The sequence below is a fragment of the Thermobaculum sp. T2p genome (genome assembly GCF_059335935.1).
The window spans coordinates 13,774-39,956 of sequence record NZ_JANZYQ010000018.1 but is presented as its reverse complement, the minus strand read 5'-3'; the positions used below and the strand labels follow the sequence as shown (position 1 = coordinate 39,956).

At 56.9% G+C, this 26,183-nt stretch carries 25 protein-coding genes; 18 read left to right on the top strand and 7 right to left on the bottom strand.

Features of this window, described 5'->3' with window-relative positions; genetic code table 11:
* Window positions 1-414 carry a response regulator transcription factor gene (locus N2245_RS08885; RefSeq protein ID WP_494536380.1) on the bottom strand — a complete coding sequence of 138 codons (414 nt, stop codon included), beginning with the start codon at window positions 412-414 and terminating at the stop codon, window positions 1-3.
* A gap of 72 nt (window positions 415-486) precedes the next feature.
* On the opposite strand from N2245_RS08885, the gene N2245_RS08880 reads away from it, so the two are divergent.
* Together N2245_RS08880 and N2245_RS08875 are read left to right on the top strand one after the other, a co-directional pair.
* The gene (locus tag N2245_RS08880; protein ID WP_494536379.1) at window positions 487-1,728 is read left to right on the top strand and encodes a HEAT repeat domain-containing protein; all 1,242 of its coding nucleotides are present in this window, start codon (window positions 487-489) and stop codon (window positions 1,726-1,728) included.
* A complete protein-coding gene (locus N2245_RS08875) occupies window positions 1,725-3,137 on the top strand; it encodes a glycosyltransferase family 2 protein (RefSeq protein WP_494536378.1) in 1,413 nt (470 codons plus the stop codon). The genes N2245_RS08880 and N2245_RS08875 overlap by 4 nt, the downstream gene beginning before the upstream one ends.
* 51 nt (window positions 3,138-3,188) lie before the next feature.
* Here the strand turns inward: N2245_RS08875 and N2245_RS08870 are convergent, their stop codons facing one another.
* Window positions 3,189-4,118 (bottom strand): aminoglycoside phosphotransferase family protein, encoded by a 930-nt coding sequence (locus tag N2245_RS08870; RefSeq protein ID WP_494536377.1) that lies wholly within the window; start codon window positions 4,116-4,118, stop codon window positions 3,189-3,191.
* A 152-nt stretch (window positions 4,119-4,270) separates the two neighbouring features.
* Complete coding sequence (locus tag N2245_RS08865; protein WP_494536376.1) at window positions 4,271-4,543, bottom strand: Rdx family protein; 273 nt, start codon at window positions 4,541-4,543, stop codon at window positions 4,271-4,273.
* Window positions 4,544-4,966: 423 nt separating this feature from the next.
* On the opposite strand from N2245_RS08865, the gene N2245_RS08860 reads away from it, so the two are divergent.
* The 6 genes from N2245_RS08860 to N2245_RS08835 all read left to right on the top strand — a co-directional run bounded on the left by N2245_RS08860 (window position 4,967) and on the right by N2245_RS08835 (window position 11,929).
* The gene (locus N2245_RS08860; protein ID WP_494536375.1) at window positions 4,967-5,278 is read left to right on the top strand and encodes a hypothetical protein; all 312 of its coding nucleotides are present in this window, start codon (window positions 4,967-4,969) and stop codon (window positions 5,276-5,278) included.
* An 82-nt stretch (window positions 5,279-5,360) separates the two neighbouring features.
* Window positions 5,361-6,353, top strand: coding sequence for an MvdC/MvdD family ATP grasp protein (locus tag N2245_RS08855; protein WP_494536374.1), 993 nt, complete (start codon window positions 5,361-5,363; stop codon window positions 6,351-6,353).
* 35 nt (window positions 6,354-6,388) lie between these two features.
* Window positions 6,389-7,273: a class I SAM-dependent methyltransferase gene (locus N2245_RS08850; RefSeq protein WP_494536373.1), complete on the top strand. Its 885-nt coding sequence runs from the start codon at window positions 6,389-6,391 to the stop codon at window positions 7,271-7,273.
* A gap of 135 nt (window positions 7,274-7,408) precedes the next feature.
* Window positions 7,409-9,130: an ABC transporter ATP-binding protein gene (locus tag N2245_RS08845; RefSeq protein WP_494536372.1), complete on the top strand. Its 1,722-nt coding sequence runs from the start codon at window positions 7,409-7,411 to the stop codon at window positions 9,128-9,130.
* A 68-nt stretch (window positions 9,131-9,198) separates the two neighbouring features.
* Window positions 9,199-10,971, top strand: coding sequence for an ABC transporter ATP-binding protein (locus N2245_RS08840; RefSeq protein ID WP_494536371.1), 1,773 nt, complete (start codon window positions 9,199-9,201; stop codon window positions 10,969-10,971).
* The gene (locus N2245_RS08835; RefSeq protein ID WP_494536370.1) at window positions 10,931-11,929 is read left to right on the top strand and encodes a glycosyltransferase family protein; all 999 of its coding nucleotides are present in this window, start codon (window positions 10,931-10,933) and stop codon (window positions 11,927-11,929) included. Before N2245_RS08840 ends, N2245_RS08835 begins: the two co-directional genes overlap by 41 nt.
* A 258-nt stretch (window positions 11,930-12,187) precedes the next feature.
* Here N2245_RS08835 and N2245_RS08830 read toward each other — a convergent pair whose 3' ends face one another.
* From N2245_RS08830 to N2245_RS08820, 3 genes are all read right to left on the bottom strand, one after another.
* Window positions 12,188-13,006, bottom strand: a complete 819-nt coding sequence (locus N2245_RS08830) for an HpcH/HpaI aldolase family protein (protein ID WP_494536369.1) — start codon at window positions 13,004-13,006, stop codon at window positions 12,188-12,190.
* A gap of 80 nt (window positions 13,007-13,086) precedes the next feature.
* Window positions 13,087-13,752, bottom strand: a complete 666-nt coding sequence (locus N2245_RS08825) for a YIP1 family protein (protein ID WP_494536368.1) — start codon at window positions 13,750-13,752, stop codon at window positions 13,087-13,089.
* A 113-nt stretch (window positions 13,753-13,865) separates the two neighbouring features.
* A complete protein-coding gene (locus N2245_RS08820) occupies window positions 13,866-15,161 on the bottom strand; it encodes a hemolysin family protein (RefSeq protein WP_494536367.1) in 1,296 nt (431 codons plus the stop codon).
* Window positions 15,162-15,243: 82 nt separating this feature from the next.
* Between N2245_RS08820 and N2245_RS08815 the strand changes: the two genes are divergently transcribed.
* From N2245_RS08815 to N2245_RS08790, 6 genes are all read left to right on the top strand, one after another.
* A complete protein-coding gene (locus N2245_RS08815) occupies window positions 15,244-15,984 on the top strand; it encodes a 2-phosphosulfolactate phosphatase (RefSeq protein WP_494536366.1) in 741 nt (246 codons plus the stop codon).
* Between the two features lie 59 nt (window positions 15,985-16,043).
* Window positions 16,044-16,751, top strand: a complete 708-nt coding sequence (locus N2245_RS08810; RefSeq protein ID WP_494536365.1) for a response regulator transcription factor — start codon at window positions 16,044-16,046, stop codon at window positions 16,749-16,751.
* Window positions 16,738-17,844, top strand: a complete 1,107-nt coding sequence (locus tag N2245_RS08805) for a sensor histidine kinase (protein ID WP_494536364.1) — start codon at window positions 16,738-16,740, stop codon at window positions 17,842-17,844. The genes N2245_RS08810 and N2245_RS08805 overlap by 14 nt, the downstream gene beginning before the upstream one ends.
* Before the next feature lie 116 nt (window positions 17,845-17,960).
* Complete coding sequence (locus N2245_RS08800) at window positions 17,961-18,785, top strand: ABC transporter ATP-binding protein (protein ID WP_494536363.1); 825 nt, start codon at window positions 17,961-17,963, stop codon at window positions 18,783-18,785.
* Window positions 18,757-20,664 (top strand): ABC transporter permease, encoded by a 1,908-nt coding sequence (locus N2245_RS08795; protein ID WP_494536362.1) that lies wholly within the window; start codon window positions 18,757-18,759, stop codon window positions 20,662-20,664. The genes N2245_RS08800 and N2245_RS08795 overlap by 29 nt, the downstream gene beginning before the upstream one ends.
* A 64-nt stretch (window positions 20,665-20,728) precedes the next feature.
* Window positions 20,729-21,490, top strand: coding sequence for a class I SAM-dependent methyltransferase (locus N2245_RS08790; protein ID WP_494536361.1), 762 nt, complete (start codon window positions 20,729-20,731; stop codon window positions 21,488-21,490).
* 8 nt (window positions 21,491-21,498) lie between these two features.
* On the opposite strand, the gene soxR is transcribed toward N2245_RS08790, so the two are convergent.
* Window positions 21,499-21,963 (bottom strand): redox-sensitive transcriptional activator SoxR, encoded by a 465-nt coding sequence (gene soxR / locus N2245_RS08785; RefSeq protein ID WP_494536360.1) that lies wholly within the window; start codon window positions 21,961-21,963, stop codon window positions 21,499-21,501.
* A 223-nt stretch (window positions 21,964-22,186) separates the two neighbouring features.
* Between soxR and N2245_RS08780 the strand changes: the two genes are divergently transcribed.
* From N2245_RS08780 to N2245_RS08765, 4 genes are all read left to right on the top strand, one after another.
* A complete protein-coding gene (locus N2245_RS08780; protein ID WP_494536359.1) occupies window positions 22,187-23,140 on the top strand; it encodes an ABC transporter permease in 954 nt (317 codons plus the stop codon).
* Window positions 23,141-23,143: 3 nt separating this feature from the next.
* The gene (locus N2245_RS08775; protein ID WP_494536358.1) at window positions 23,144-24,163 is read left to right on the top strand and encodes an ABC transporter permease; all 1,020 of its coding nucleotides are present in this window, start codon (window positions 23,144-23,146) and stop codon (window positions 24,161-24,163) included.
* Window positions 24,164-24,246: 83 nt separating this feature from the next.
* Window positions 24,247-24,855: a nitroreductase family protein gene (locus tag N2245_RS08770; protein ID WP_494536357.1), complete on the top strand. Its 609-nt coding sequence runs from the start codon at window positions 24,247-24,249 to the stop codon at window positions 24,853-24,855.
* Window positions 24,856-24,951: 96 nt separating this feature from the next.
* Window positions 24,952-26,103 (top strand): S53 family peptidase, encoded by a 1,152-nt coding sequence (locus N2245_RS08765; RefSeq protein ID WP_494536356.1) that lies wholly within the window; start codon window positions 24,952-24,954, stop codon window positions 26,101-26,103.
* Window positions 26,104-26,183 lie beyond the last annotated feature (80 nt).

The following is a 26,183-nucleotide window of genomic DNA, read 5'->3' as shown; positions in this document are numbered from 1 at the left end:
CTAGCTTCTACTCCTACGAGATGCGCGCTGAAACCTCCACAGCACAGTACGTACCCTGGCCGCCAGCTCGTTTGGGCTGAAGGGCTTTATAACGTAGTCGTCGAGTCCCGCCTCGAGCCCACGCACGATGGCATCCTCAGATTGATGCGAGGTGAGCATGATGATCGGAATTGAGGCTATCTGCTCGTCGGGATGGGAGCGCACGGCGCGCACGAACTCTAGGCCCGTCATACGAGGCATGGACTGGTCCACTATCACTAGCAGGGGAAGATCCCCGGCGGACAGCCTTTCGAACGCTGCCCGGCCGTCCTCTAGCTCCTCGACTTGGTACCCCAACCCCGAGAGCTTGACCGTCACGATGCGGCGCGTGACCCTGTCATCATCCACCACCAGGATCTTGCCTGTCTGCTCCATCAACATCTCCACCCATCACGACTACATCTACACAGATTGTACATCAGCTAAGGGTCAAAACAGGAGCTTGCCATGAACTTGATCCTCACGGCCGTCCTCGTAATGTTCATCCTCAACGTGTTGGTGCTGGTGATCACTCTAGGTTTCAGGATCACCAGGAACATCTACTCGATCTGGAAGGAAAGGACTCAAAACCGCTTTGAAGAAGCGATCAAGGACTTCCTATCTACAGGATCCACATCATCAGAACTAGTTGGGCACAAGCCCTGGGAGAGGGATGTGCTGGTTGCAGTGCTCATCCACCATATGGAGGTGTTGAGAGGCAGCGAGTTGGAGCGCCTACGACAGTTAGCAGCCGACCTTGGGCTGCGCGACCACTACATGCGGCAGCTAAGATCCTCCAGGCGCTGGCGAAGGGCACGAGCCGCAGAATGCCTGGGCTACCTGGCTGGCCCCAAGATCGTGGCCAGGCTGAGGGCGCTTCTGAACGACCCCGATGAGACCGTCAGAGCGGTCACCGCCAGGGCACTGGCCCGCATCGGGGGAGACGATGCTGCCGATGCCCTCGCGCGAGCCCTATCGGACCCATCCGAGCTCACCAGCCTGAGGGTGGCAGAGAACCTCCATCGCCTAGGTATGACAGCCATCCCCCATCTAACGCGCGCGCTAAGTAGTGGAAACCGCAGGGCACAGGTGCTAGCTGCCAGGATACTGGGTGAGCTGCGGGCATGGGAGGCCAGGCAAGCGCTTAGGCACGCAGCCACGTTCGGGCAAGACGAAAACGTGAGGGCGCAGGCTGTGGCAGCCCTGGGGAAGATAGGAGACCCCGAGGACGTGGATCTGATCGCTAGGTGTGCTCGCGACCGTGACTGGCCAGTGAGGGCTCAGGCCGCAAACGCCCTTGGTATGATAGGCGACACCTCTACCATACCCCTGCTCCGAGAGCTGATGCGAGATCCAGAGTGGTGGGTACGCCTCAATGCTAGCAGGGCACTCGCTAACATGGGGCGCAAAGGCGAGCAGGCTTTAATAGATGCGCTCTGGGATCCAGACGCTTACGCCAGCGACAGGGCAGCCGCCACACTTGAATCGGAGGGGATATTACGCAGGCTGATAGCACGTAGCAGCCATTCACAAGAGGCCGAGGAGATGCTACGCAGGGCGGTCCAGGGCCTCTCTTATACCCATAACACGGGCTACCTGCGCAGGCTGCTCGAGGAAGCCGGCAGGCACGAGTGGTTGCAACAGCTCGAGCCGATCCTCAGAGAGGGACCCAGAACTCGCACGCATCTAGCTAACAAGGAGGCATCATGAGCATCTCTGAGTTCGTCCTGGTCGTCAACGCCTTCGTGCTCTGCTACTTCCTGGTGCTCAACGGCATATACCTGCTGCTCTACGTCATCTCGTTCTTCGAGATAGTAGACTACTCTCGTAGAGAGATCTTCAGTGGGCTATCGGAGCTATTCACATCAGCTTACGCTCCCCCTGTATCTCTCATAGTGCCCGCGTACAACGAGGAAGCCACCATCGCCGACAGCGTGCGCTCCTTCTTGGCCCTGCGCTACCCTCGTCACCAAGTGGTCGTCGTAAACGATGGCTCCAGGGATCGTACCATGGAGGTGCTCAAGCGCGAGTTCGACCTGTGGGAGTCGGACCAACCTATAAGGCTGCGCCTGCGCACGGCTCCCATTAAGGGCGTGTACGCCTCCAGCAAGTACCCCAATCTATTGGTTATAGACAAGGAGAACGGTGGCAAGGCGGACTCCCTCAACGCCGGTATCTGTGCAGCTAGCTACCCCCTGGTGTGCTGCATCGATGCCGATATCATCCTCGAGGAAGATGCCCTGCTGCGTGTAGCCCGTCCCATGATAGAGTCGAGCGATGTGGTGGCCGTGGGCGGCATAGTGCGAGTCGCCAACGGCTGCAAGGTGGAGACCGGCAGAGTGGTGGACGTGCGAGCCCCCAAGGAGGCACTGCCCACCTTCCAGGTCGTGGAGTACCTACGAGCTTTCCTGGCGGCGCGCACCGCCTGGAGCCGCCTCAACTGCCTCCTGATAATCTCTGGGGCCTTCGGCATGTTCCGACGGGAGGTCCTGATATCGGTCGGTGGGTACGAAACCTCCACCGTTGGCGAAGATATGGAGGTCGTGACGCGCATGCACAGGCTGCTGCGCGAGCGCAACCGCAGGTACCATGTGAGCTTCGTCCCCGACCCCGTGGCCTGGACTGAGGTCCCGGCCACCATCAGGGTGCTCCGGCGACAGCGCGACCGCTGGCACCGAGGGCTGATCGATACCATCTGGCGACACAAGAAGATGCTGCTCAACCCCGGCTACGGGCTGATAGGCATGCTGGCCATGCCCTACTACTTCCTATTCGAGATGCTGGGCCCCGTGGTTGAGCTGGTGGGCTACTTAGCTCTGGTAGTGGGGTTGTTGCTAGGGATAGTCAACCTGCCATTCGCGATCGCCTTCTTTGCGGCAGCGATAGGTCTGGGTGTGCTGATGTCCACCGCGGCCGTGCTGCTTGAGGAGTTCAGGTTCAGAAGATACGCTCACTGGCGAGACCTCTTCAAGCTACTGCTGTTTGGAGTGCTGGAGAACTTCGGGTACAGGCAGCTCACGACTGCCTGGAGGGCCTGGGCCATAGTGTCCTACCTCCGGAAGGACAGCAGCTGGGGAGCCATGGAGCGCAGGGGCTTCTCCATAGCTCAGAAGTCATGACCAGCACCCATGACCCAGCAGCAAGGCCCTCTAAAGGTATCCAGCATGTCGCTATAGCATAGAGAGAAAGATCTCCCCTATCCGCAGCGCATCCTCCCATGGGCTGCCGTGGTCCTCCACGCCCCACCAGGCAGCAAGCACGCCGTGCACCACCGTCCAGCGCACGATCCTCTGCCCGTCCAAGCCGGTCACATCGGTTAGAATCTCTAACCTACGCTCAAACACTCGACGCGGCGCCTTATCCACATCCCCAGGGTTGAGCATGAATGGAGCCACCTCATATGCAGGATCCCCCACCACCCCTTTGGGATCTATGATCATCCATCCATCTTCAGCCGACAATATATTGTAGTGGTGAAAGTCGCCGTGCAGCAGCTTAGGCTCCACCGGAGCGGCCAACAGCTCGCGCAAGCAGGACTCAGCCGCCTCCACCAATCGGCGCGGGAATGGCCCAGTGCCGCCCCCGTAGAAGGTCCTCAACCTACAGAGCCCCTCGCACCACAGCTCCAAGGTGGGCAGTGTATGCCCTTCGGGAGGCGGCACATGCAGGTCGCGTAGCAGCCCGGCAGCCACCGCCGTCATCGCCTCGTCATCGCCCACGATGGTCAACCGGTCACCGGGAAAGGCCCTCTCGATCAGCAACGCAGTAAGCTGCCGATCCTCGGCAAGCAGCCGTACCGCCCCTCGGCCGTCGAAGGCACGCAGGGCCTCGGCTTCGTGCCAGAAGGCATCGTCTTGGGGATGCCCCAGCTTGATGACCGCCAACCGACCATCAGGCAATACCGCCTGGCATACGTAATTGTAGGAGAGATCCGGAAACGGTGGACCCGCCTCCACCCCCCAACGTTCGGACAGCTCCCCCAAGATGGCAGGCAACTGCTCTGCCCATCGCCTGCCCGCCTCCCCATACAGGTCCTGCATCGTTCTCACAACGTTATCTGGCACAAAGTACATCTTCTTTGCCTCGAAGTTCGTCGGCACCTCAGCACCCCGTTATTCGTCGTCGACCAAAAATCCAACGGCGCACGGGTCTCATTATTATGTCAAACAAACCAGGTGACGCATCGCTGGGGAGCACGGGGAGAAAGGTCCCAGAAGAGGGGGGAGCAGGGTCGTTTCCCTGCTCCCCGAACTTACTCCTGCTTGGGAGGCACCTTCTTGACGCCTCGGACCTCCAGCGTCCGCAGTATCTCCTCGGGGTCGGGGAACCTGCCCTCCTGCTTCTTTGAGAACAGCAGCTCGCCTCCCAGGCTCACCTCGAATACTCCTCCCGAGGAGGGCACCAGGACCAGTTCCCTGATGCCGGGGTGAAAGTCGTGCAGCACCTGTTCCGCCAGACCGGCGGCTCTCTTGAGATACCCTCAAGAGGTGCAGTACTCTATCCTCAACACCGACTTCTCGCTCATGACTCCCTCCAGCGATATATTTGGGTCACACCAAATTATTCTATCAGATGGGCAGATCAGCGCTTGTGCCCGCGGACCGGGAGAGTCAAGCTGGAGGGTACATGCTCCTGAGCGCGTCCTAAAGCTCGCCCAATTCCAGGGGCTCATCGCCCCAGGGCAGAGCAACGCACATCGATACTGTGCTCTAGATTTAGGGCAACGGTAGACCGGCGATCCTCTCCTAGCACCCTCCAGGTTATCTATCACGGGCAGCAGGACTTTGATTACGCGTCTGTATCACCAACACTTCCTCTTTCTACCCTGCCATTAGGAGCGTTTGGCCAATAAGGCCATTCAAACTCCAACTTAATACTAACTTAATACTAACTTAATAAATACAGTACATAATATGCTCACTAAAGTGTAAAGGAGGATATAAACACCATGTTTGAAAAGCAATGCCCAAAGCCCGAGATCTTACCAGATGCTTTGACGGCAGAATATAAGGAACATGCACGTCTGGTCCTATCCGGACTCCCGAGAGACCTATCATGGCAGACACTAGTACAGGGACGGGTAGAGGTAGTAGATCTGGAGTCCATAGACAAGTCCGCTTTGCCATTTACGCTAACTCTTTCCGTGATGGAGCAAGACTCTTATATTGCGTCTAACCCCTATGCCAGCATTAGCGGCACCTGGACTGGTGGATGGGGTGACGATACAAAGAAAGACAAGGAAAGCTATGAAGACTCTTAGAGCATAGATATATGTTAACGAGTAAGCCTTATTAGCTTTGCTCTATGATTAGCAACACTACTAAGCTACAAGGTTGCCCCAAATGAGTCCATCGCCTCTTGTGATGCTGATGACACAACCATCGGATGCTGCTATACATTGGGTGGCATCTGAGCTCGATGCCCTCGGTGTCGATCATTTCTTTTACGACTTGTCTGCCTTCCCCCTTGAAAGCAATATAGATTGCCACATTGCTTCTGGCGCGACATGGAGGGTACTCATATCATATGGGGGAAGGCAGATAGACTTGAGTGCGGTCACAGGTATTTGGAATGGTCATGTAAGTGACTTCAACTTCGGAGACAAGCTTCACAAAGACGTAATACGGTATGCAAAGGCTGAATGTGCGGAATGCGTGGGAGGAATACTCAGATCTATAGAGCCCATAGTATGGATGAATCACCCAGATGCTGGACTAAGAGCTAGCTACAAGCCTTATCAGCTTCACGTGGCTTCTTCAGTAGGCCTAGCCATACCGGCGACTATGATATCGAACAATCCTCATGAGCTCAAAGAGTTTTATCGGCATTTCGGTGGACAGATAGTATGTAAGAGCTTTCACATCGACTCGAACCCTCGACCCGGATTGATGCTCCGGGCACCTTACACCACTCTGGTGAGCGATGAGGATCTGCAAAACCTCGACTCTTGCGTGCCATGCAGCACCATGTTTCAGGAATATGTTCCACAGCTATATGCACTGCGCTTGATCTACCTACCGCAGGAGATTTATGGAGTCGAGATACACTCTTCTGATGGTAGGCTAGGTTATTCTGCACAAACAAGAGACTGGCGAAGCATCTATAACGACCTGACCTATAAAGTCCATCAGGTGCCGGTACCATTAGCCAATAAGATAAGGCATCTTATGTTAGTATTAGGGCTAAACTATGGAGCCATAGACATGCTAGTTCGAACTGATGGTACCTATGTCTTCCTGGAGGTGAATCCCATGGGAGCTTGGGGATGGCTACAAGAGCATACGGGATTGCCAATCGCTAGATCCATAGCCAAAGCCCTGGCCAATAAGACCTAAATCAATGGTTATTAACCTCGTCCTTGAGGGATCCAATGTTACAATCTTACTCTGACCCTTTTGCAGAATGGTTGCTTTTTAGAAGATATGGTGACGACTTGGATGAATTCGTCAAGATTGAGAGTTCGCTTAGTCAAGTACGCGAGCGAGTTCTTGCGAATGCCTTCATTACTCCTGGAGATACCGTCCTAGATATAGGCACTGGAACTGGTCTTCTAGCGTTCGGAGCTCTTGAAAGGGTCGGAAAACACGGTATAGTAATCTTCAATGACATATCGAAAGACTTATTAGATTATTGTAGACAAAAGGCGACTCAGGAACAGGTAATTGATAGATGTCGTTTCATACAAGCCTCAGCAACAAATCTGACTGGTATAGAAAGCGAATCTATAGATGCAGTTGTAATTCGAGCAGTGTTGATCTTCGTCACCGATAGATTAAAAGTATTTCAGGAAATATACAGAGTACTTAAGCTAGGAGGACGTTTATCTCTATTTGAGCCGGTAAGTCGACTAGGATTCATGGAGGGAAGGCAACCCTTCGATGAATATGAAGCAGGCGATGTAGGTCACTTGGTAAGCAAGGTAAGGGCTGCTTACGACCAGCTAAGCAACCCACTTGTGCAGGTCTCGGAGATCGATGAGCGTGAGTTGATCTCTCACGCTCTTGCAGTCGGCTTCGAAGAGATCTACGCCAATTTGCACGTGAGCGTATCGCAAGCTAGACCAATTAGTTGGGATACCTATATAAGACGTGCTCAGAACCCAAAGGTCCCCAGTATACTAGAGGCCATGCGGGCCGCCCTAACTGAATCTGAGATTCAACGACTTACAGCTCACTTTTTGCCCTTAGTCGAGGGCGGGCAGGGGAAGATACGAGGTGGGGGTATTTACCTCACTGCTATCAAGGGAGGGCAGTAATCCCGCGGTCATCTGCTGAGAGAAAGAATGCACTCTATGGGCTCTCTGGTCAAAAGCACTCGCAACTTCTTACGGCTGTGTGGCCGAGCCATTGAACTGGTTTGGCATACTAGCCCCAGCCTAACATTAGGTATATTGTTAACGACCATTCTACGAGCTATCCTACCAACGGCCGAGCTAGTAGCCTCAAAGCTGGTTGTCGACGGGATAGCTACCAATCTATCTGGACGCTACTCAAGCAGTCATGTTTGGTCACCCCACCTAGGATACCTGATACTAATAGCGGTCTTGATAATTACCCTAGGGCAGATCCTAGCACCATTGAATGATACCCTCAGGAGCATACTGGCAGATCGCGTTACCGGTCAGGTCAACAGAAAACTATTACTGGCTTCCAGCAAATGGCCCGGACTGGCGCATTTCGAGGATCCGCAGATAGCCGATGACTGGGAGCGTGTTCGCAGGCACGCTTCTCAGAGCGGCGTGGAGATGCTATCGGCGAGCACCAGCGCCTTCCTCAACCTCTGTACCATGGTAGGGCTGGCTGCAACACTGGCACATCTACACCCTCTGGCGCTTCCGTTGGTGTTGGCGACCGCACTGCCCCAAATGCTTGCCAGATGGAGATACGGCACTAGCACCACTAGACATCTATACACACAGACGCCGGAATCTCGTAAACTTGGTTACTGGAAGAGAACTCAACTAACTCCAGATGTTGCCAAGGACGTCCGCTCATATTGGCTCTGGCCCTACTTCCAGCTTAGATACGCCAGCAGCTTCGAACACACATTAGGACAGCTAGACAAAGTACGCCGGGGGCTCTCCGTAAGACTATCCTTAGCCTCAACCGTTTCAGCCCTGGGCATAGCCGGGGTATATATGTACCTAATATGGAACCTGACGCGAAACCCCTCTCAGGTAGGAGACTTGGTGCTGTACGGCGGTGCAGCCACGTTGATACAGTCCAGCCTACTGGAATTGAGCAGCACCTTGGGCCAGCTACCGAAGTTCGTCGTATTTCTACCAAGCTTGTTCAAGCTGCTCGACGAGCCAGAGGATCTACCGCAGACCCAAAGCCATCGGCGTGTACCCCACACCATCGAGAGGGGAATCAAGTTCCAGGACGTATGGTTTACCTATCCCGGCAGCGACAGCCCTGTTTTGAAGGGCATCTCGTTCACGTGGAAGCCAGGCCAGGCTTTGGCACTAGTTGGACCAAACGGTGCAGGCAAGACCACGATAGTCAAGCTGCTCCTGCGGTTCTACGATCCGCAGGAGGGCCAAATACTTCTGGATGGTGTGGACCTAAAGGATTACGATCTAGATGATCTAAGAAGCAGGATGTCGGCTATATTCCAAGACTTTGTTCGCTATGAGTTTACCGTCAAGGAAAACGTAGCCATCGCAGATATCAGCGGGATGGAGGATCAAGATCGGTTGCTGCTAGCCTTACAGAGAGCCGATGCATACCAACTAACGGCAAAACTCCCCAAATGGATACACACGCGCCTGGGACGCGAGTTAGGTGACACCGACCTATCTGGCGGGGAATGGCAGAAGATCGCTCTAGCTAGGGCGTTTTTCCGTGATGCCCAGATACTAATTCTAGACGAGCCCACCGCAGCCCTGGATGTTTACACTGAGAACGAACTATATTCCAGGTTCAGCAATCTAACTGGCGGCAAGATGGTGTTGTTGATCAGCCATAGGTTCTCCACCGTCAAGATGGCGGATCGGATCCTGTTTATAGACGACGGGACAGTGCGAGAGGAAGGCACCCACGAGGAGTTGATGGAGTTAGGGGGGGAGTATGCAAAGAGGTATAACGCACAATCATCGCCATATGCAATATGAAAGGTAAGCAGAACGAGCAGCACCAGAGCGATCCTATATCCAGGCTGATCCAACTTGGGAGTGGAGCGATGTCGGCCGCAGCTCTCTACTACAGAGGGTTCAAGTTGCTCGCATCCGATTCGATCGGCAGGCTGCTGGCTTACATCTGCCTGATAGTAGTGGTGGCGATTATACCTTTGATCCAGGTGTGGCTAGCTAAGCTTGTCGTGAACGCAGTCACGTCATCTTCCCCCATCAAACATATACTTCCCCTAGCGCTGTTGTACGTCTCCACGTTCTTAGCATCAGCCGCCCTAAGGCCGCTCTTAGATACGACGTCTTCGTGGCTGGAGGACCGTACCGTGGGCAGCATCGACCGCGCGCTGATGGTGGCTTCAGAGCAGATGGTTGATCTCTATCAAGTAGAAAGCCCACCTTACATCGACCGTATGTGGGCCCTAGAGGCGTCCGCGTTGTTCCTGCCCAAGATATTCTCAGCCTTCCAGGAAATACTAGGTAAGCTAATAATCCTGCTGGGGATCATAATCTTCATCGGTACGCTACATCCATTACTGCCGATCGCAATGATAATGCTCATCCTGCCGCATATGATAGTCGTAAATAAGCATAACCTATTGGCATATCAGGAGATGAAGGCGCTATCGAGATCTGCACGCGAGATGGATTACTGCATGCGCCTGGCAACAGAACCTCAATCGGCCAAGGAGGTTAGGGTATTCGGATTGGCGAACTTCTTAATCGGTAGATTCGACAAATTCCTCCACGCTACTCTATCCGAAATGACACGTATCAGATTGCGGGGTACGAAAATTTCCCTGCTAATGGCAGGCTTACATGCAGCTGGACTGTCGCTCGGTATCTGGTACGTCGCTTCGCAGGCTGCCAAAGGCAGCCTGAATGTGGGGGATGTAGTTTTCTACCTGTTTGCCATCATGACAGCACAAGCAGAGTTGATCACGCTTCCAATGTGGGTAAGCATGCTCTTTGATGCCCGCATCTATCTGCAGGATCTGTTCAGCTTCATCGATGGGGCGCAGCCGGCAATAAGGTTGCCCGGCACACACCGAGGCATCGCTGCACCTCGATCGTCCTTCTCCATAGAGTTCCGACAAGTGAGTTTCAGCTATCCAAACAGCCAGAGACAAGCCCTTGCCGGAGTCAGCTTCACAGCACCTCGGGGCAAGGTAACTGCACTGGTCGGGGCCAACGGAGCTGGCAAGAGCACTATAGTCAAGTTGATTACAAGGATGTATGATCCTCAAGAAGGTGCCGTTTTGGTCAACGGTACCCCGATCTGGAATTACGACCTGGAATCGCTCCGCAACAGCATCGCCGTAGTTTATCAGGATTTCGCCCACTTTGCGCTCACCCTGGGTGAGAACATAGCCGTGGGAGATCCTTCAGGAAAGATATCCCAAGATCGTATCATAATGGCGGCCGAATTATCCGGAGCTGATCAAACGGCCAAGAGGCTGCCTCAGGGGTACAATACGCAATTAACACGCATGTTCGAGGGAGGGGTGGAGCTATCTGGCGGGGAATGGCAGAAGGTCGCGCTAGCTAGGGCGTTTGTGCGTGATGCCCGGCTGGTGATCCTTGATGAGCCGACCGCGGCCCTGGATGCACAGGCCGAGAGGCAGCTGTTCGACCGCTTTCGCAAGCTGATCGAAGGCCGTACTGCAATCATCATAAGTCACAGATTCAGCACCGTTAGCATGGCAGATCACATAGTAGTGCTCGTAAATGGCACAGTAGTGGAACAGGGCGATCACTCACAACTCCTAGCTCTTGGTGGATACTATGCCGAGATGTTCAACATGCAAGCCAACTGGTATAGATAATGGAGACGTAACCACCCAGCATCCGGACCCGAACCATAGGATAAGGATCGGCACGTTCTTGTGGGAAGACCTACTGCCTAAGCAGCTTACGAGCGCAGGCACTCCTAATGTTCCCATCCACGGCAGGTTACTGCTAACCAAGTGGCTATGCGAGAGGATGGTAGGTCACCCAGATGTGCACGAGTTCGCGGTGATAGGAGCTGAGAAGCCAAGTATACCGGGGACGATCTCTTTATCTTTCACCAGCCTAGGGCATTGGTTGGACGTCCAAGACTTGGTGTGGTTCGAGCCAGCAAGACCTCACCTTTGGAAGCCGGCAGTGCTAAGGGCAGCCTTCGGCAAGACGTTTCCTATAGTAACCTTGATGCACGGCATCGGCTATCCCAGCCAGTTGCCAGCATTCATAGCCTCCTTAGCTGCCCCTCGTAGGCCAACGGACACGATAATAGCTCCGAGCAACGCTGTAAAGGAGGTATTTCTGAGCCATTGGGATAATATGTCATCGCTCATCGGTGTAGACACGCCTCCACCTAACATACAGGTAATTCCTTATGGTGTCCCTTGCGTACAACCCATACCCAAAAGGATTGCGCGTGCGTCATTGATGTGGGATGAAACTCCCGTTGCACTCTTCCTGGGACGTTTATCTAGCTGGGACAAGGCTGACTTCAATAGCCTATTCGAGGCCAGCGCGAAGTTAAGGGCCCGGGGGATGATGTTCAAGCTGGTGCTGGCCGGATATGCAAGTCCTGCAGACGTGCGTTCTTTACAGCTTCTGGCTGCCAATTACGGACTCTTGGACCTGCTCGAGATCCGCCCAAATATATCTGAGACGGAGAAAAACCTCCTGCTGAGCCGGTTGCGATATATTCGTGTCTCCATCAAACACCATATCCGAATCCTCAAGACCGATCAGGTTCCTCAGCTCTTTTGCCCCATACGCAAGCAAGCAGCGTAGAGACCATAATATGGACGAGTAGAGGTGCCGGGCAGCACCTCTGCAGGTTTTCCCAGAGACCACCCCATAATGCTAATTAGAAGGACGGCATCAAGCAGGAGTGTCCATCGCTTGTGCCCCAAGTGTGCAACCCATCCACCAAGACCTCTCCCGGCAGCCACCCCAAACAGCTGGATCGGCCATCAGCAGAACTCGTAAGGGGTAATCCATGCCCTATTCCGCTCGGTGGCCGCTCCCGGCTCACGGGACACCAAGCTCTTAGTACTGCACCTGTGGGCCATGGGACGCGGGCTGTGATGGCACCTCGAGACGGATCTTGCGGATGTCGGTGGAGATGCCGTTGAGCATGTACCGCAGCTCGCTGGCCATGCCGCAGAACAGGAAGCCCTGCTCGATGCGCATGTTGACCGCGTCAGCGTTGGAGCAGTGGATGCCGGGGGCAACTCCGTGACGTCGGCAGGTCTGCAGCACGTGATCTATGGCCTCCACCACCCTGGGATCGTCGCACTCCAATCCAGCGCCCAGGCCGACCCCCATGGAGGCAGCGAGGTCGTTGGGGCCCACGAAGCAGACATCTATCCCGGGCACGGATAGTATGTCGTCTGCGCGCTCGACGCCGTCGATGTGCTCTATCTGCACCGCCAGCAGGATCTCTTCGTTGGCGTGCTCATAGTACTCACCGGCGGTGGTATCAAAGCTGATGGCGTGCCTCCCTCCTCCCACCGACCTAACCCCGACCGGTGGGTATCGAAGAGAGCTGACCGCATCCTCCGCCTCCTGCCGGCTCTTGAGCATGGGCACGACTACACCCCAAGCACCGGCGTCAAGGACTCGCTTGAACGTCTCCGCCGTGTTCCATGGGATGCGCACCATGGGAGCCGCCGGCGAGCCGTTGATCGCCATGAACATCAGGGCTAGCGTGCGTATATCCACCGCGCTGTGCTCGGCATCAACGACCAACCAGTCCACCCCGAGGCGGCTCACGTACTCGGCCGCCTCGGGACTGGGCAGGGAAAGCCACATCCCCACCGAGGGTTGACCAGCTCGCAACTTCTCCAGCACGTGGTTTTTCCTCATCTACAAAGCCTCCTTTCAACTTCCGCCGGCGGCTATTGTAACTCAGAACCCGAAAAAATCCACGTGCTCACAAGCAGGATCTACGGCGATGTCCGCACGCTACTTAGAGCGGCGAACAGGGCCGCACCCACCACAGCTATGCAGAGGCACACGACCAACAGGAGGAACAGACCTGGCACCAGCACCGCCGCAGCCGCCCTACCTGTACTCATCCCGTACTGCTCGCGCACTGCCACGATATAAAGGTAGATAGCGTACAGACTGGCCAGCCATCCGATGAACGGGATCCAGGAGATCATGTAGGTTGCTCCGGAAACATAGGCTGTCAGGCGGGTGGTGGTCTCGTAGCTGGGGCTTTGTGGCTGCCCAAAGAGCAGCACCCCTACGTGGATGAAGCCAGCACCTATGAACAGGCCCATGAGGCCGAAGGCCACCGTCAGGATCATCGTCAATAGCTCCATGGCGACGGTTGGCTCCTGGCTGGCCGATTGTCCACCCAAAAACCTGTCTACGCTGGCCGTCGGAAGCAGCAGGGACAGGAGGAAGGTGAGCACGGCGTAGATTACCAGCGCCGTCGCATAATACACGATCGGCCTGCCATATCCAGCCTGCCTGGGAAGCTCCCGGAAGAACTCTATCGGCCGGAGCAGCACGTCCGCGGTGGTCCGCCAGAAGGACTGCGGGAAGTTTGCAGGATCGAACTCCCTTCCACTAATGGGTTCAGCATAACCTGGAGGTAGCTCCATTTAGATATCCCCTCCTAATAATACTTAGATGTAAGTCCCATAAAGGAACACAGCTATGCGTCTATTCTAGCCAGGTGGGCTGGCGATTGCTATCCCCTATAGGACAAATAAGGCTAGCTTAGGAGCCTGACCGAGTCCACCCTCATACCATCCATCTTCTCGACGCGCAGCTTGTGCCCTGCTACCTCGACCTCGTCCCCCTCCTGAGGGATGCGCCCAAGCCGGGCCATGATGAGCCCTCCGAGGGTCTCAACGTGATCCTCCTCCTCGATCTCCACGCCCAGCATCTCCTCCAGCTCCCGGAGGCGCATGAGGCCGTCGAGCACCTGAGGCTCCTCCGGCCGCATGGCCTCCCTCACGCCCGGCGGCAGCTCCTCCTCTATGGGTCCCACCAGCACCTCGACGAGGTCCTCGATGGTAACTATACCGGCGGTACCGCCATACTCGTCCACCACCACGGCTATCGGGCGCCTGGCCTTCCTCATCTCCTCCAGGAGGTCGTCCGCGGGCTTGCTCTCAGGCACGAGCAACGCCGGCCTTATGAGGTCGCGCAGCCTCACGGGCTTCCTGGAGTACACGGCCCTCAGGATATCGTGGACGTGCACATCCCCCAAGATGTTATCGAGATCGCCATCGTACACCAGCAGGCGCGAGTGCTGAGCGGTTGCGGCCCTGGCCACCAGCTGATCAAGCGGTATGTCCACCGGCACAGCCTCCAGCTCAGTGCGCGGGGTCATCACGCTGCCCGCGGTGACGTCCGCGAACTCGAAGGCCCTGGTGGCTATACGGGCCTCGGAAGGTTCCACCACCCCGGCCTCGCGCATGCCGCGCACCAAGAAGCGCAGCTCCTCCACACTGTGGATGTTCTCGGTCTCGGTGGCGGGTTGCAGGCCAAAAAGCATCAATATACCGTTGCCTATGGCGTTGAGCGCCGTGATCGGCCACTTGAACACTCGATAGAAGATGGTCAGCGGTCGGGCTACCCACAACACCGTGCTCTCGGTCTTCTGGATGGCCAGTCCCTTCGGGGCGAGCTCTCCCACGACGATGTGCATGGCGGTGATGATGGTGAAGGCGACGCCGATGGATATGCCGTGTGCTAACTGGGGCGCAAAGCGCCCCACCAGCCCCTCGAGCGGAGGCTCTATCAAGTGCGCGAACGCAGGCTCGCCGATCCATCCCAAGGCCAGCGAGGCCATGGTGATGCCAAGCTGGCAGGCGGCGATGTAGGCATCGAGATGCTCGACCATGTACAGGGCGATCTTGGCGGTGGTATTACCCTCGGAGGCCAGCTGTTCCAGTCGGGATCTGCGGACTGCGACTATCGCAAACTCGGAGGCTACGAAGAAGGCGTTGGCTAAGACAAATATAACAGCTGCTATAAGGGCTATCGATGATGAAACGTCCATATGTGATTGGTATGCATCACCCCTTTGTGCTTTATTTTAATAAGTATATCGCTTTGCGGCCTATTTTACACTAGGAAGGGCTATGTTGTGTACATTGGATTGGGGAGCCGAAGGACTGCTCAAGGCCGTCCGTCGTGAGGACGTAGTGGTGCTGGTGGACGTGCTCCGCTTCTGCTCCACGGCTGTGGCAGCTGTCCGGGTGGGAGTAAGTGTCATCCCGGCACCAGGGCGCTTGGAGGCCGAGGGCTTGGCGGCGGCACTGAGGTTGCCCGTGGTGAGCAGCTCCAAGGAGGGCTACGAGGCTGGCAAGCCCACCGACTCCCCACTATGGTATCCAAGATATGCGGTCACGGGTACAAGGGTGGTGTACCCATCCTCCAACAGTGGTCGGCTGCTCTCCAGCGTCAGGGGCTACCCGTACTTGGTGCTGGGTGCGCTGCTCAACGCCTCGGCGGCGGCAAGGTATGCCGGTGCGCTGGCAGGGTCACTAGGCAAGGGAGTCACGGTGGTGGCCGCCGGAGAGCTCAGCACTGACTTCGATCCCGAATCCCCTCCTCGTCTACTGTTTGCTGCGGAGGACCTATTGGGGGCAGGAGCCGTGATCGACGCTCTGTCGGCGGACCTGTCCGCGGAGGCCGCGGTGGCGCTTGGTGCCTGGGAGTCCTGCGTACAGGATAGGACAAAGTTGCTGCTCACATCCTGGAGTGACAGGCATCTCCAGAACACTGGCAGGCAGGAGGAGGTGGAGTACTGCGCACAACTCGACGTCACAGAGGTGGTCCCCATCCTAAGGCACGGAGAGATCGTCGCCGCCGAGGGTTAGCAGCACTTGTCTCCAGGACAACACCGACCTATCATAGATGCTAGCGACGGAGCAAGTGCGTGTACAGGATATACATTGTAGAGGACGAGCCCAAGATAGCCGATATGCTGGCCCGGCACCTGGAGAGGTACGGCCACCAGGTGCACATCGCTCAGGACCTTAGGCAGGTGAAGTCAGAGTTCCTCGAGATCCGTCCCCACCTGGTGATCTTGGACATCAACCTACCGTACTACGATGGCTTCTACTGGTGTAGGCAGATCCGCACAGTGTCGAGCGTGCCGGTGATCTATATCTCCGCGCGGTCGGACGACATGGATCAGGTCAGGGCCATAGAGAACGGGGGCGACGACTACCTGGTCAAGCCCTTCAGCCTGGAAGTGGCGCTGGCCAAGGTCCACAGCCAGCTGCGCAGGACATACGGCGAGTACTCCTCACCATCCACCGCGGAGGTGCAGGCGGCCGGAGGACTGTTGCTGGACGCCTCACGCCTCGTGGCGGAGCATGCAGGGCGGAGCGTGCAGCTGACGCGCAACGAGTTCTTGCTGCTGAGGCTGCTGCTACAGCAGGCGGGCAAGGTGGTCAGCAGAAGCGCCCTGCTGGAGGCGCTCTGGGAGGACTCGCAGTACGTGGACGACAACACCCTAACGGTCAACGTGGCGCGTCTGCGCCAGAAGCTGGAGGGCATCGGCCTCCAGCAGGCCATAGAGACTGTGAGAGGCTACGGCTACCGACTGCAGACGGAAAGGCAGGACGATGAGATACGATAGTACCACCCGCCACGCCCCCTCGGAGGTGACCAAGCATCCCTTGAGCGATCGCCTGAGCCTCTCAAGGTATCTGAGAGACAGGATGATGGTAGGAGCGCTCTTCCTGCTGAGCAGTGCGCTCTCGATAGCCATTATCAGGTTGGGCGTGCTCGACCGGGGCGACGTGTTGTACATCTTCCTGCTCTGCATCCTGTGCCTGGTAGTCTACCTGGCCTACGACTACATACGCCATACCCCGCTCCGCCGCGAGCTGCTATCTACCAAGGGGCAAATCGACGATCCTCTGCGCGTGCACAGCGCTGTGACAGGTGAGGAGGAAGCGCTGATAGCCCTCCTGGAAAGCTCTCATCAGCTGTATACCAACCGTCTCCAGGAGAACAAACACGCTCTCGAGAGGCATCTTGAGTACGCTCAACTTTGGGTGCACCAAATGAAATCTCCGGTATCGGTAATAGACCTGCTGATCCAGCAGGCTCCCGATGGTGTGGATCCAGAGTGGCTAGAAAGCCTTGCGGAGGAGAAAGAGAGGCTGTCGGAGGGTCTAGAGATGCTGCTCCACGCCGCTCGAATAGACAAGTTCGATACCGACTTACGACCGCGTACCGTCGACCTGGTACAGCTGGTGCGGGAGTGCGTGCGCGAGCGCCTGAACGCCTTCGTGCGTAACGGTATCAACCCTAGGATCACGGCAAGCGCAGATACAGCGGAGGTCCAGACTGACCCCAAGTGGATGCGCTTCGTGATAGGCCAGCTCCTCTCCAACGCCATCAAGTACTCCCGCCTCAAGCAGATGAGTGGCCTGCACGTGGACCTGGAGATCACCTCCGATGAAGGTCGCACACTGCTGACCGTAAGGGACGAGGGCGTGGGTATCCCTCCAGAGGATCTGCCCCGTATATTCGAGCCGTTCTTCACAGGAGAAAATGGCCGCAGGACGAACGAGTCCACTGGCATGGGCCTGTACCTTGTGCGGCAGGTGCTGGACAACCTGGGGCACATCATGGAGGTCTCCTCGGATCCAGGGAAAGGCTCAGCCTTCACCATAGCTTTCGAATCGCGCAGCATAACATCCTTATCGAGGACGCATATCTAACCTTCCAACTTACAAAAACGTAAGATTGCAGCCTCCGAACGTAAGCTTAGGAGCAGGCAACCACGGTAGGTCCTAGGTATCCTAGGGATGTAAAACCCATCGAGAGGAGTTCGTAAATGACCGCAAGCCATACCGTGAGCACGCACAGGGATACATCCCGAATCGTGTTGCACGCCAGGAACCTGACGAAGGTCTATGGCACCCCAGGCAGGGGCAGGCTGCACAAGGCGCTGGACGACGTCACCCTCTACGTCGAGCGGGGCGAGTTCGTCGGGATAATGGGGCCTTCCGGCTCGGGCAAGACCACGCTCCTGAACCTGCTGGCGACGATAGATCGCCCCACCTCGGGCAGCATAATGATCAACGGCCAGGACCTATCTAGCTTACGAGAGGGGCAGCTAGCGCTGTTTCGCAGGCGGGAGCTGGGCTTTGTATTCCAGGACTTCAACCTCTTGGACACACTGAGCATCAGGGAGAACATCCTGCTGCCGCTGGTGCTGGATCGGGTCAGGCCTCACCTCATGCACGCCAAGCTCCAGGAGATAGCGCACCAGCTGGGCATAGCCGATATCCTGGACAAGTACCCCTACGAGGTTTCCGGCGGTCAGGCCCAGCGCACGGCCATTGCCCGCGCTCTGATCCACGACCCGTCGCTGCTGCTCGCCGATGAGCTGACGGGCAACCTCGACTCCAAGTCCGCCTACGGCGTGATGTCGGCGCTCCGGGAGATGAACGAGCAGCGTGGCGCCACAATATTGATGGTCACTCACGACCCGTTCGCCGCGAGCTTCGCCCGTAGAGTGATCTTCATCCGAGACGGTCGCCTGTTCTCTGAGATCCGTAGCCCCGGTAACCGACAGACATTTTTCCAACAGATCCTGGATTCTCTAAGCGTGCTAGGAGGGAGCTTCGATGAGGTTTCACCAATTAGCTACAAGTAACATCCGCGGGAACTGGAGGCGCTACACTGCCTTCTTGTTGAGCAGTACCTTCTCCGTAATGATCTTCTTCCTGTACGCCACGCTCACCAACCACCCAGACATGGACACCAGCCACATGCGTTACGCCCAAGTGGTAGTGCAGGGCGTAGTGGCCTGCCAGATCATCATCCTGGTGTTCACCTTCTTCTTCACACTCTACTCGCTGTCGGCATTCCTGCGATCGCGCAGCCGAGAGTTTGGTCTGCTCGCCCTGTTTGGCATGACGGGAGGACAGATCAGGCGGATGGTGCTCATCGAGACCTGCGTCATAGCGCTCGCTGCCAACGTGCTGGGCATAGGCCTGGGGATCTTGTTCTCCAAGCTGTTCCTGATGGCCCTATCCCATATGCTCTACATCGACAGCCCTCTACGGTTCATGATCGTGTGGCGGGCCGTAGAGCTCACCTTCGGGTTGTTCATGGGGCTGTTCCTCTTGACCGCTGCGATCAGCATGCTCAGCTTCAGCTCCAAGTCGATCATCGAGCAGATCAGGGAGCAACGCAAACCCAAGACCCCGCCGGCGGCCTCCATCTGGTTGAGTGCGCTGGCGGCCTTCACCCTGAGCGCGGCTTATTACCTGTCCTACACCACTACCAAGGCGCAGATATTGATTCGATTCCTGCCGGTCACGCTGCTCGTGGTCGTAGGCACCTACTTCCTGTTCACCCAGGCAAGCATCTGGCTGGTCAGGAGGCTGCGCAGTAGCCGCAGCTACCTTAGAGGCACGAACATGCTAGTGGTTTCGCAGCTGGGTTACAAGCTCAAGGACAACGCCCGCATGCTGTTCATGGTTACGATGCTCAGTATGGTCGCGCTGACGGTATCGTGCACGCTGTACACCTTCCTGCAGGACATGAAGAGCAGGATAGCTGAATCCTACCCCCAGACGTTCAGCTGGACTGTGCCAGGAGAAGGTGATCAGTTCGAGCAGAGGGTAGAGCAGTTCATCAAGGCCCACGGCGGCAAGATCACCGATAGGCTGAAGCTGCAGGGCCTGATCATGCAGGTGCACGACAGGTACGGTATGATGATCATCCCCGAGTCGGCGTACAACGCCCTGACCCCTAGCGAGGAGAAGATATCGCTCGGCCGCCGTGAACTCCTCAACGTGTACCCTGAGGAGTATGCTGATGTACCGTTCTGGAGATTTCGCGAGGGCGAGACTATTCAGCTGGAGGTCAACAACGGCAAGCAACTGCTGGCGTACAGAGTGGTAGGCAACGTCGGACGGGCTCCCAGCGCCCTCAATGGCTACTCTCTTGGATGGTTGGTGATGGACGATGCCGAGTACCAATGGCTGAGTCATGGTCTTGCACGCGACTCGGTATACACTACCTACGGGCTGGAGCTGGCCAACTGGCGCGCCCACAGGCAGTTGTCGGAAGACCTGCAGCGAGAGCTGTTCGCGAACGAGCACACTAGGCTGTCCTCTCGCATAGACGCCTACTACTCAGTGCTGCAGCTGTTCTCTCTAACGCTCTTCATAGCGGTGTTCGTGTGTGTGCTGTTCTTCATCGCTGCGGGCAGCGCGATCTACTTCCGGATGTTCACCGAGCTGCAGGACGATCGGTCTATGTACGCCACGCTGCGGAAGCTGGGAGTCTCCGCGCGCGAGATGGGGACTGTAATAGGGCGCCAGCTGCTGATCATGTTCTTTGTCCCGTTTGCTGTGGCCACAGCTCACACCCTGGTGGCGATGAAGGCGCTTGCCAACACCCTCGACTCCAACATCTGGCCGTACGCCCTAACAGTGCTGGCAATCTTTCTCCTGGTGCAGGCCATCTACTACTTCATGGCCAAGCGTGTCTACATGCACGAGGTCCTCAAGACCGTTAGATAAACCCACACATCCCTCCGAGGGTCGGGAGTTGTGCATAGCACAACTCCCGACCCTATAATATCCTATGCAAGTAAGATGGGATGCTAAGGCATATGACGATCAGCTGGCCTTTGTGTCAGCGCTGGCTACAGATCTAGTAGAACTACTTGCCCCCTCCACAGGAGAGCGCGTGCTCGACCTGGGATGCGGCACAGGCGACCTAGCAGAACAAATCGCTCGTCGGGGGGCTGAGGTCGTGGGGATAGACATCTCCCCAGAGATGATCACCATGGCCCGCAGCAAGTACCCCCACATCACTTTCGAGGTGGCCGATGCCGAAAACTATCACACAGAGCACGAGTTCGATGCGGTGTTCTCCAACGCAGCGCTACACTGGATGCGCAGGCCACGCAGGGTGCTACAGGTCGTGAGGGCATCGCTCCGTCCGGGAGGCCGGTTCGTGGCGGAGTTCGGAGGTAAGGGCAACGTGCGCTCGATCTACGAGGCGCTGCGTCAGGCACTCGCAGCGCTAGGCATAGACGCTGAGGATAGGAATCCCTGGTACTATCCGTCGCTGGCAGAGTACGCGTCTCTGCTGGAGGAGTTTGGCTTTAGGGTGGTGTACGCCGCCCACTTCGATCGGCCCACACCGCTGCCAGGCGGGGAGCAAGGCATAGATAACTGGCTAGCTACATTCGCCCAACCATTCCTACGCGACCTCTCCCCAGAGAGTGTTGAGGGTGTTGTTGCAGAGATCAAGGCACTCCTTAGACCCCAGCTTTACAAGAACGGCTTGTGGATAGCCGATTACAAGCGCCTGCGTCTAGCAGCCTTGCTTGAGCTGTAGTTACAGGCCTACTCGATCTCAGGGCGGTCGTCTCCAAGCCAGTACCTTGGACCTGGGCCATGGGAGGCCAAGACATCGCCAGGGTTGAGTATCTTGCAGCGATCGAGCGAGAGACAGCCACAGCCTATGCACTCCGTGAGGCCCACCCTAAGCCTCTCCAGCTCAGCTATTCGCTCCTCTACCCGGCGCTGCCAGATCTCCGAGAGCCTGTTCCAATCCTCGCCGGTGGGGACTCTATCTTTGGGCAGCTTGTCCAGCTCTCGCTTGATCTCCTCCAACGTAAACCCCAAACGTTGGACAAACAGGATGAAGGCCACACGCCTAGCGGTTGCCCGCTGGAACCTCCTGTGACCTGAGGAGTTGCGCACAGACCAAATCAATCCCCGTTCCTCATAGAAGCGCAGCGCAGAGGGTGCAACCCCTGTACGCCTAGCCAGCTCGCTGATGGTGATCATGTCGTGTGTATCCGGCATATGGCTCATGCCGAAATGATAACAGCAGATCACCTTGACTTCAAGTGCACTTGAACTTGTATCATTCTCACCTAGACCGAAGGCTAGAGAAGCAGGCGCTTGACTCATGGAAGCAAAAAGTGTATAGAATATAGATTCTAATTGTATGGTAGAATCAAAATTTTTGCTTGGAACAAAGATATACCAACAATACATTCCGCATTGCATGTAGAGGAGGTTGTAGTTGACTCTTGGAAGTGGACTCCTGGGTTACATCCTCAGAAGGCTGTTCTGGGGAGTGCTCACCCTCTGGTTGACCATCACCCTCACGTTCTTCGCCCTAGGTATAACTTTCAGGCTAGCAAGCGGCAGCTCGCTGCTTGATGTGTTGAGGGGAGAGGTGCCTTCCGTAGGCCCCGGTGGGGGAGGATCAAGCTATGAGCTTCACGGATCGCCCCTACGTCAATACCTATCTTTTCTGTGGGGCACATTGCATCTAGACTGGGGGGAGTCCGTCTCGCAGGGAGCTCCCGTGAGGCAGGTACTGTTGGAGCGTTTCCCCGTCACCGGAAAGATAGGGCTGATCTCCTTCCTGCTGGCGGTCGTGCTAGGCATACCATTGGGCATCTACGCTGCAGTGCGAGGAGGGCTAGTGGACTTCGCTATCTCCTGGACGTCGGCCTTCGTCTACAGCTTCCCTTCGCCGGTGCTGATGACGCTCCTGTTAGCGCTCTCGGTGTACACGATCGGCATATTCCCGGTGGGGATGACCGGCGCCGACTGGAGGGGGTACCTATTGCCCTGCCTGGTGCTCGGCCTAGGTGCAGGGGGGTACATCGCGCGGATAACCCGGACATCGGTGGCCGACGAGCTCGGCAAGGACTACGTGCGCACGGCGCGCGCCAAAGGGCTACGTACGCTTGTGATCTATCGCAGGCACGTATTAAAGAACGCGCTAGCGCCCGTGCTGGCAGCCCTAGGCCCCACTCTGGGACTACTCCTAGCGGGCTCATTCCCCGTGGAGTACGCCTACGAGATCTACGGCACGGGCAGGCTGCTACTGGACGGCTTCGCGCAGCAGGATTATCCGCTCATACTGGGCGGAGTGACGTTATATACGGTGCTGGTGATCGCTTCCAACCTGCTGGGAGAGGTCGCCGCAAGCCTCATAAACCCCAGATTGAGAGCAGGAGGTTAGACGTTGGCTGGAAGTACAACACTTGAGGCCCTCGAGCAGCAGTCACTGCCTAAGGCCCCAAGAAGGCGATGGTACTTGGTGGCCCTTCGAGATCCTTCCTTCATGATCGGGTTGGTGATCCTGTTAGTCCTAGGGGGAGTGGGGCTTATGGCTCCCAGAATCGCCCCGTACGACCCCCCACGTACGAGCGACAGTGTGTACTTCCTCAACCTCTTGGCGCCGGTACACGCCCCACCCTTCTGGGCCAAGCCCGATGAGATAGACTTCCAGCGCGTCAGCATCGACAACCCGCCACCGACACCCTATGATCCCCGCTTCCCGTTGGGCACGGACAGTGAGCGCAGGGATATGCTGAGCCTCCTGGTGTACGGCACTCGCTATAGCCTCTTCATAGGGTTGTTGGCCGTGCTGCTGATCTCCCTTGTGGGAGTGGCCATGGGCACCTTAGCTGGCTGGCGTAGGGGGAAGGTTGAGAATATAGTGCTGTGGATAGCAGACACTGCGGAATCTATCCCATCGTTCCTTGCTTGTGCGTTGTTCGCGGCGGTCGTCTCGGATTGGCTAGGGAGAATGCTGTCGCACGTTGGCCTGTATATGGATGCCATCCCGCCTGTAGCGGTTTCCCTCTCATGTGTGGGGTGGGCCTCGGTCGCACGTATGGTGCGCGTGCAGGTTATAAACATCGGCGAGAGCGAGTGGGTGGAAGCCGCTAGAGCGCTGGGCGTGCCATCCAAGAGGCTAATACTGAGGCACGTCCTGCCGTTCGTGCTGGGACCCGCGATAGTCGTAGGTACATCCCAGCTGCCAACGATCCTCATCATAGATGGATTGTTGGGCGCGGTGGGCATAGGGCAGAGACCACCCTCGATCACTTTGGGACACATGATCTTTCAGGAGTTTCCCTCCACCGTCGCCGCGCCCCTGTTCATCCTTATGCCCACCGCCCTGCTGATCGCGATATCTCTGGCAGCCACCGCACTGTCAAACGGCGTCCAGCGTCTGCTCTCCCCCGAGATCAGGTAGTCCTTTCTTGCCTAAGCTTACACAATATATTAGAATTTATTTAATCAAATAATTAGGCAAGACTAAAATATCTGGAGGGCCAAATGGCGGTAGATCTGGAGAGACGGGCGCAGGGCTCCGAAGCCGATGGGATATTGGAGTTCATCAAGAGTAGACGAAGTGTAGGCAAAGTAGCGCAGGACAAACCCCCCAGGGAGCTCATAGAGAAGGTGCTAGAAGCAGCCGTGTGGGCGCCCAACCATCACCTCACGCAACCCTGGAGGTTCTTCGTCCTGGAGGGCAGAGCAAGAGAGCAGCTTGGCGAGGCGATGGCGGCTGCCGACAAGCGCCTGCACCCAGATTCCCCCGAGGTCGTGCTCGACAGAACCAGGGCCAAACCCCTTCGGGCTCCTGTCATAGTGGTGGTAGCGGTCGAGCCAAGTCAAGACCCCAAGGTCCCGGAGATAGAAGAGGTGGAGGCTGGCGCGGCGGCGGTACAGAACATGCTGCTGGCAGCCCACGCGTTGGGACTGGGCGCTATGTGGCGCACTGGAGATGCTGCCTATGCGGACGAGGTGAAGGCCTTCTTGGGGTTGAATCCCAAAGCCCATATCCTGGGGTTCGTCTATTTAGGTTACCCTGCCATATCGCCCCCACCGCAGTCGCGTACTCCCGCCAGGGAACTCACCAGCTGGTTGGGTTGGGAGGAATAATCCAAGGTAGTTGACGTGTGGGCGCGCATCTTATATCCTTAGTGCGTTCTGATGAAGGCTGGACTTGCAGCCTCTCGAAGCTTTGGAGGTAAGAACATGCGCGTCCGATACCTTATCCGCTTCCTCTCTGCGGTCGCCGTCTCCCTGCTGGCCTTCTCAAGGACCAGCGCCGCGGTCCCACTGGGATGGGTACATCCCTACGTGATGGTCATCAACCATGCCAACGGGAGGGCCTACAGGGCTTGGAACAACAAGCACGCAGGCAGGTACGCCACCAGTAGCCCCACCGGGCTATCCCCGTCAGTCATCAAGTCGGCATACAATTTCCCCACCAGCCCCACGGCAGGTGCTGGCAAGACGATCGCGATAGTCGATGCCTACGACGACCCTACTGCAGAGCAGGACCTGAACACTTTCAGCTCACAGTACGGTCTACCACCATGTACCACCGCCAACGGCTGCTTCCAGAAGGTGGACCAGAGCGGTGGCACACACTATCCAAGGAAGGACGCCAGCTGGGCACTGGAGATATCTCTTGACGTGCAGTGGGCACACGCCATAGCTCCGGGCGCCAAGATACTGCTGGTGGAGGCCAGATCCAACAGATTCACCGACCTGCTTGCTGCCGAGGACTATGCCAAGATGCACTCCCAGTACGTGTCCAACTCCTGGGGAGGTAGCGAGTTCAGTGGAGAGAGCGCCTACGATTACCACTTCTCCCAGCCAGGGGTCAGCTTCTTCGTATCCTCCGGCGACAACGGCGCCCCCGCTGAGTACCCATCCTCCTCCCCGAACGTGATCTCCGTGGGCGGCACCACCCTGCACTTCGACAGCGGCGGCCGCTTTACGGGCGAGACGGGCTGGTCGGGCAGCGGTGGGGGATGCAGTCAGTACGAGCAGGCCACTCAGGCCCAGAGCAGCTTCGGGCAGTACGCGCAGGTGAACTGTGGTGGCAAGAGGGCTACTCCAGATGTAGCGCTCGATGCTGACCAGACATCGGGAGTGTCAGTGTACGACAGCACACGCTACCAAGGGCAATCCGGATGGTTTACGGTGGGCGGCACGAGCGCATCGGCGCCGATGTGGGCAGCGATCTCCGCGGACAGCGGCGTGGTGGTGGACTCCGCCCATGTGTACTCAGAACCCTCGAGCCAGTTCCGAGATATCACGAGTGGCAACAATGGATTCCCTTGCCTAGTGGGATACGACCTGGTCACTGGGAGGGGCAGCGCGCTGGGCACTCCCTAGGTCACTGCCCCTGGCAGGACTGCACCGAATGTGCTAGTATTTGTTGGACCTAACCTTTTGCACGTGTGGAGGTGCTAAGC

Coding starts and splice junctions, on each gene's coding strand:
- N2245_RS08885 (WP_494536380.1), bottom strand. CDS start 414: ATGGAGCAGACAGGCAAGATCCTGGTGGTGGATGATGACAGGGTCACG.
- N2245_RS08880 (WP_494536379.1), top strand. CDS start 487: ATGAACTTGATCCTCACGGCCGTCCTCGTAATGTTCATCCTCAACGTG.
- N2245_RS08875 (WP_494536378.1), top strand. CDS start 1,725: ATGAGCATCTCTGAGTTCGTCCTGGTCGTCAACGCCTTCGTGCTCTGC.
- N2245_RS08860 (WP_494536375.1), top strand. CDS start 4,967: ATGTTTGAAAAGCAATGCCCAAAGCCCGAGATCTTACCAGATGCTTTG.
- N2245_RS08855 (WP_494536374.1), top strand. CDS start 5,361: ATGAGTCCATCGCCTCTTGTGATGCTGATGACACAACCATCGGATGCT.
- N2245_RS08850 (WP_494536373.1), top strand. CDS start 6,389: ATGTTACAATCTTACTCTGACCCTTTTGCAGAATGGTTGCTTTTTAGA.
- N2245_RS08840 (WP_494536371.1), top strand. CDS start 9,199: ATGTCGGCCGCAGCTCTCTACTACAGAGGGTTCAAGTTGCTCGCATCC.
- N2245_RS08835 (WP_494536370.1), top strand. CDS start 10,931: ATGCCGAGATGTTCAACATGCAAGCCAACTGGTATAGATAATGGAGAC.
- N2245_RS08830 (WP_494536369.1), bottom strand. CDS start 13,006: ATGAGGAAAAACCACGTGCTGGAGAAGTTGCGAGCTGGTCAACCCTCG.
- N2245_RS08825 (WP_494536368.1), bottom strand. CDS start 13,752: ATGGAGCTACCTCCAGGTTATGCTGAACCCATTAGTGGAAGGGAGTTC.
- N2245_RS08820 (WP_494536367.1), bottom strand. CDS start 15,161: ATGGACGTTTCATCATCGATAGCCCTTATAGCAGCTGTTATATTTGTC.
- N2245_RS08815 (WP_494536366.1), top strand. CDS start 15,244: ATGTTGTGTACATTGGATTGGGGAGCCGAAGGACTGCTCAAGGCCGTC.
- N2245_RS08805 (WP_494536364.1), top strand. CDS start 16,738: ATGAGATACGATAGTACCACCCGCCACGCCCCCTCGGAGGTGACCAAG.
- N2245_RS08800 (WP_494536363.1), top strand. CDS start 17,961: ATGACCGCAAGCCATACCGTGAGCACGCACAGGGATACATCCCGAATC.
- N2245_RS08795 (WP_494536362.1), top strand. CDS start 18,757: ATGAGGTTTCACCAATTAGCTACAAGTAACATCCGCGGGAACTGGAGG.
- N2245_RS08790 (WP_494536361.1), top strand. CDS start 20,729: ATGCAAGTAAGATGGGATGCTAAGGCATATGACGATCAGCTGGCCTTT.
- soxR (WP_494536360.1), bottom strand. CDS start 21,963: ATGCCGGATACACACGACATGATCACCATCAGCGAGCTGGCTAGGCGT.
- N2245_RS08770 (WP_494536357.1), top strand. CDS start 24,247: ATGGCGGTAGATCTGGAGAGACGGGCGCAGGGCTCCGAAGCCGATGGG.
- N2245_RS08765 (WP_494536356.1), top strand. CDS start 24,952: ATGCGCGTCCGATACCTTATCCGCTTCCTCTCTGCGGTCGCCGTCTCC.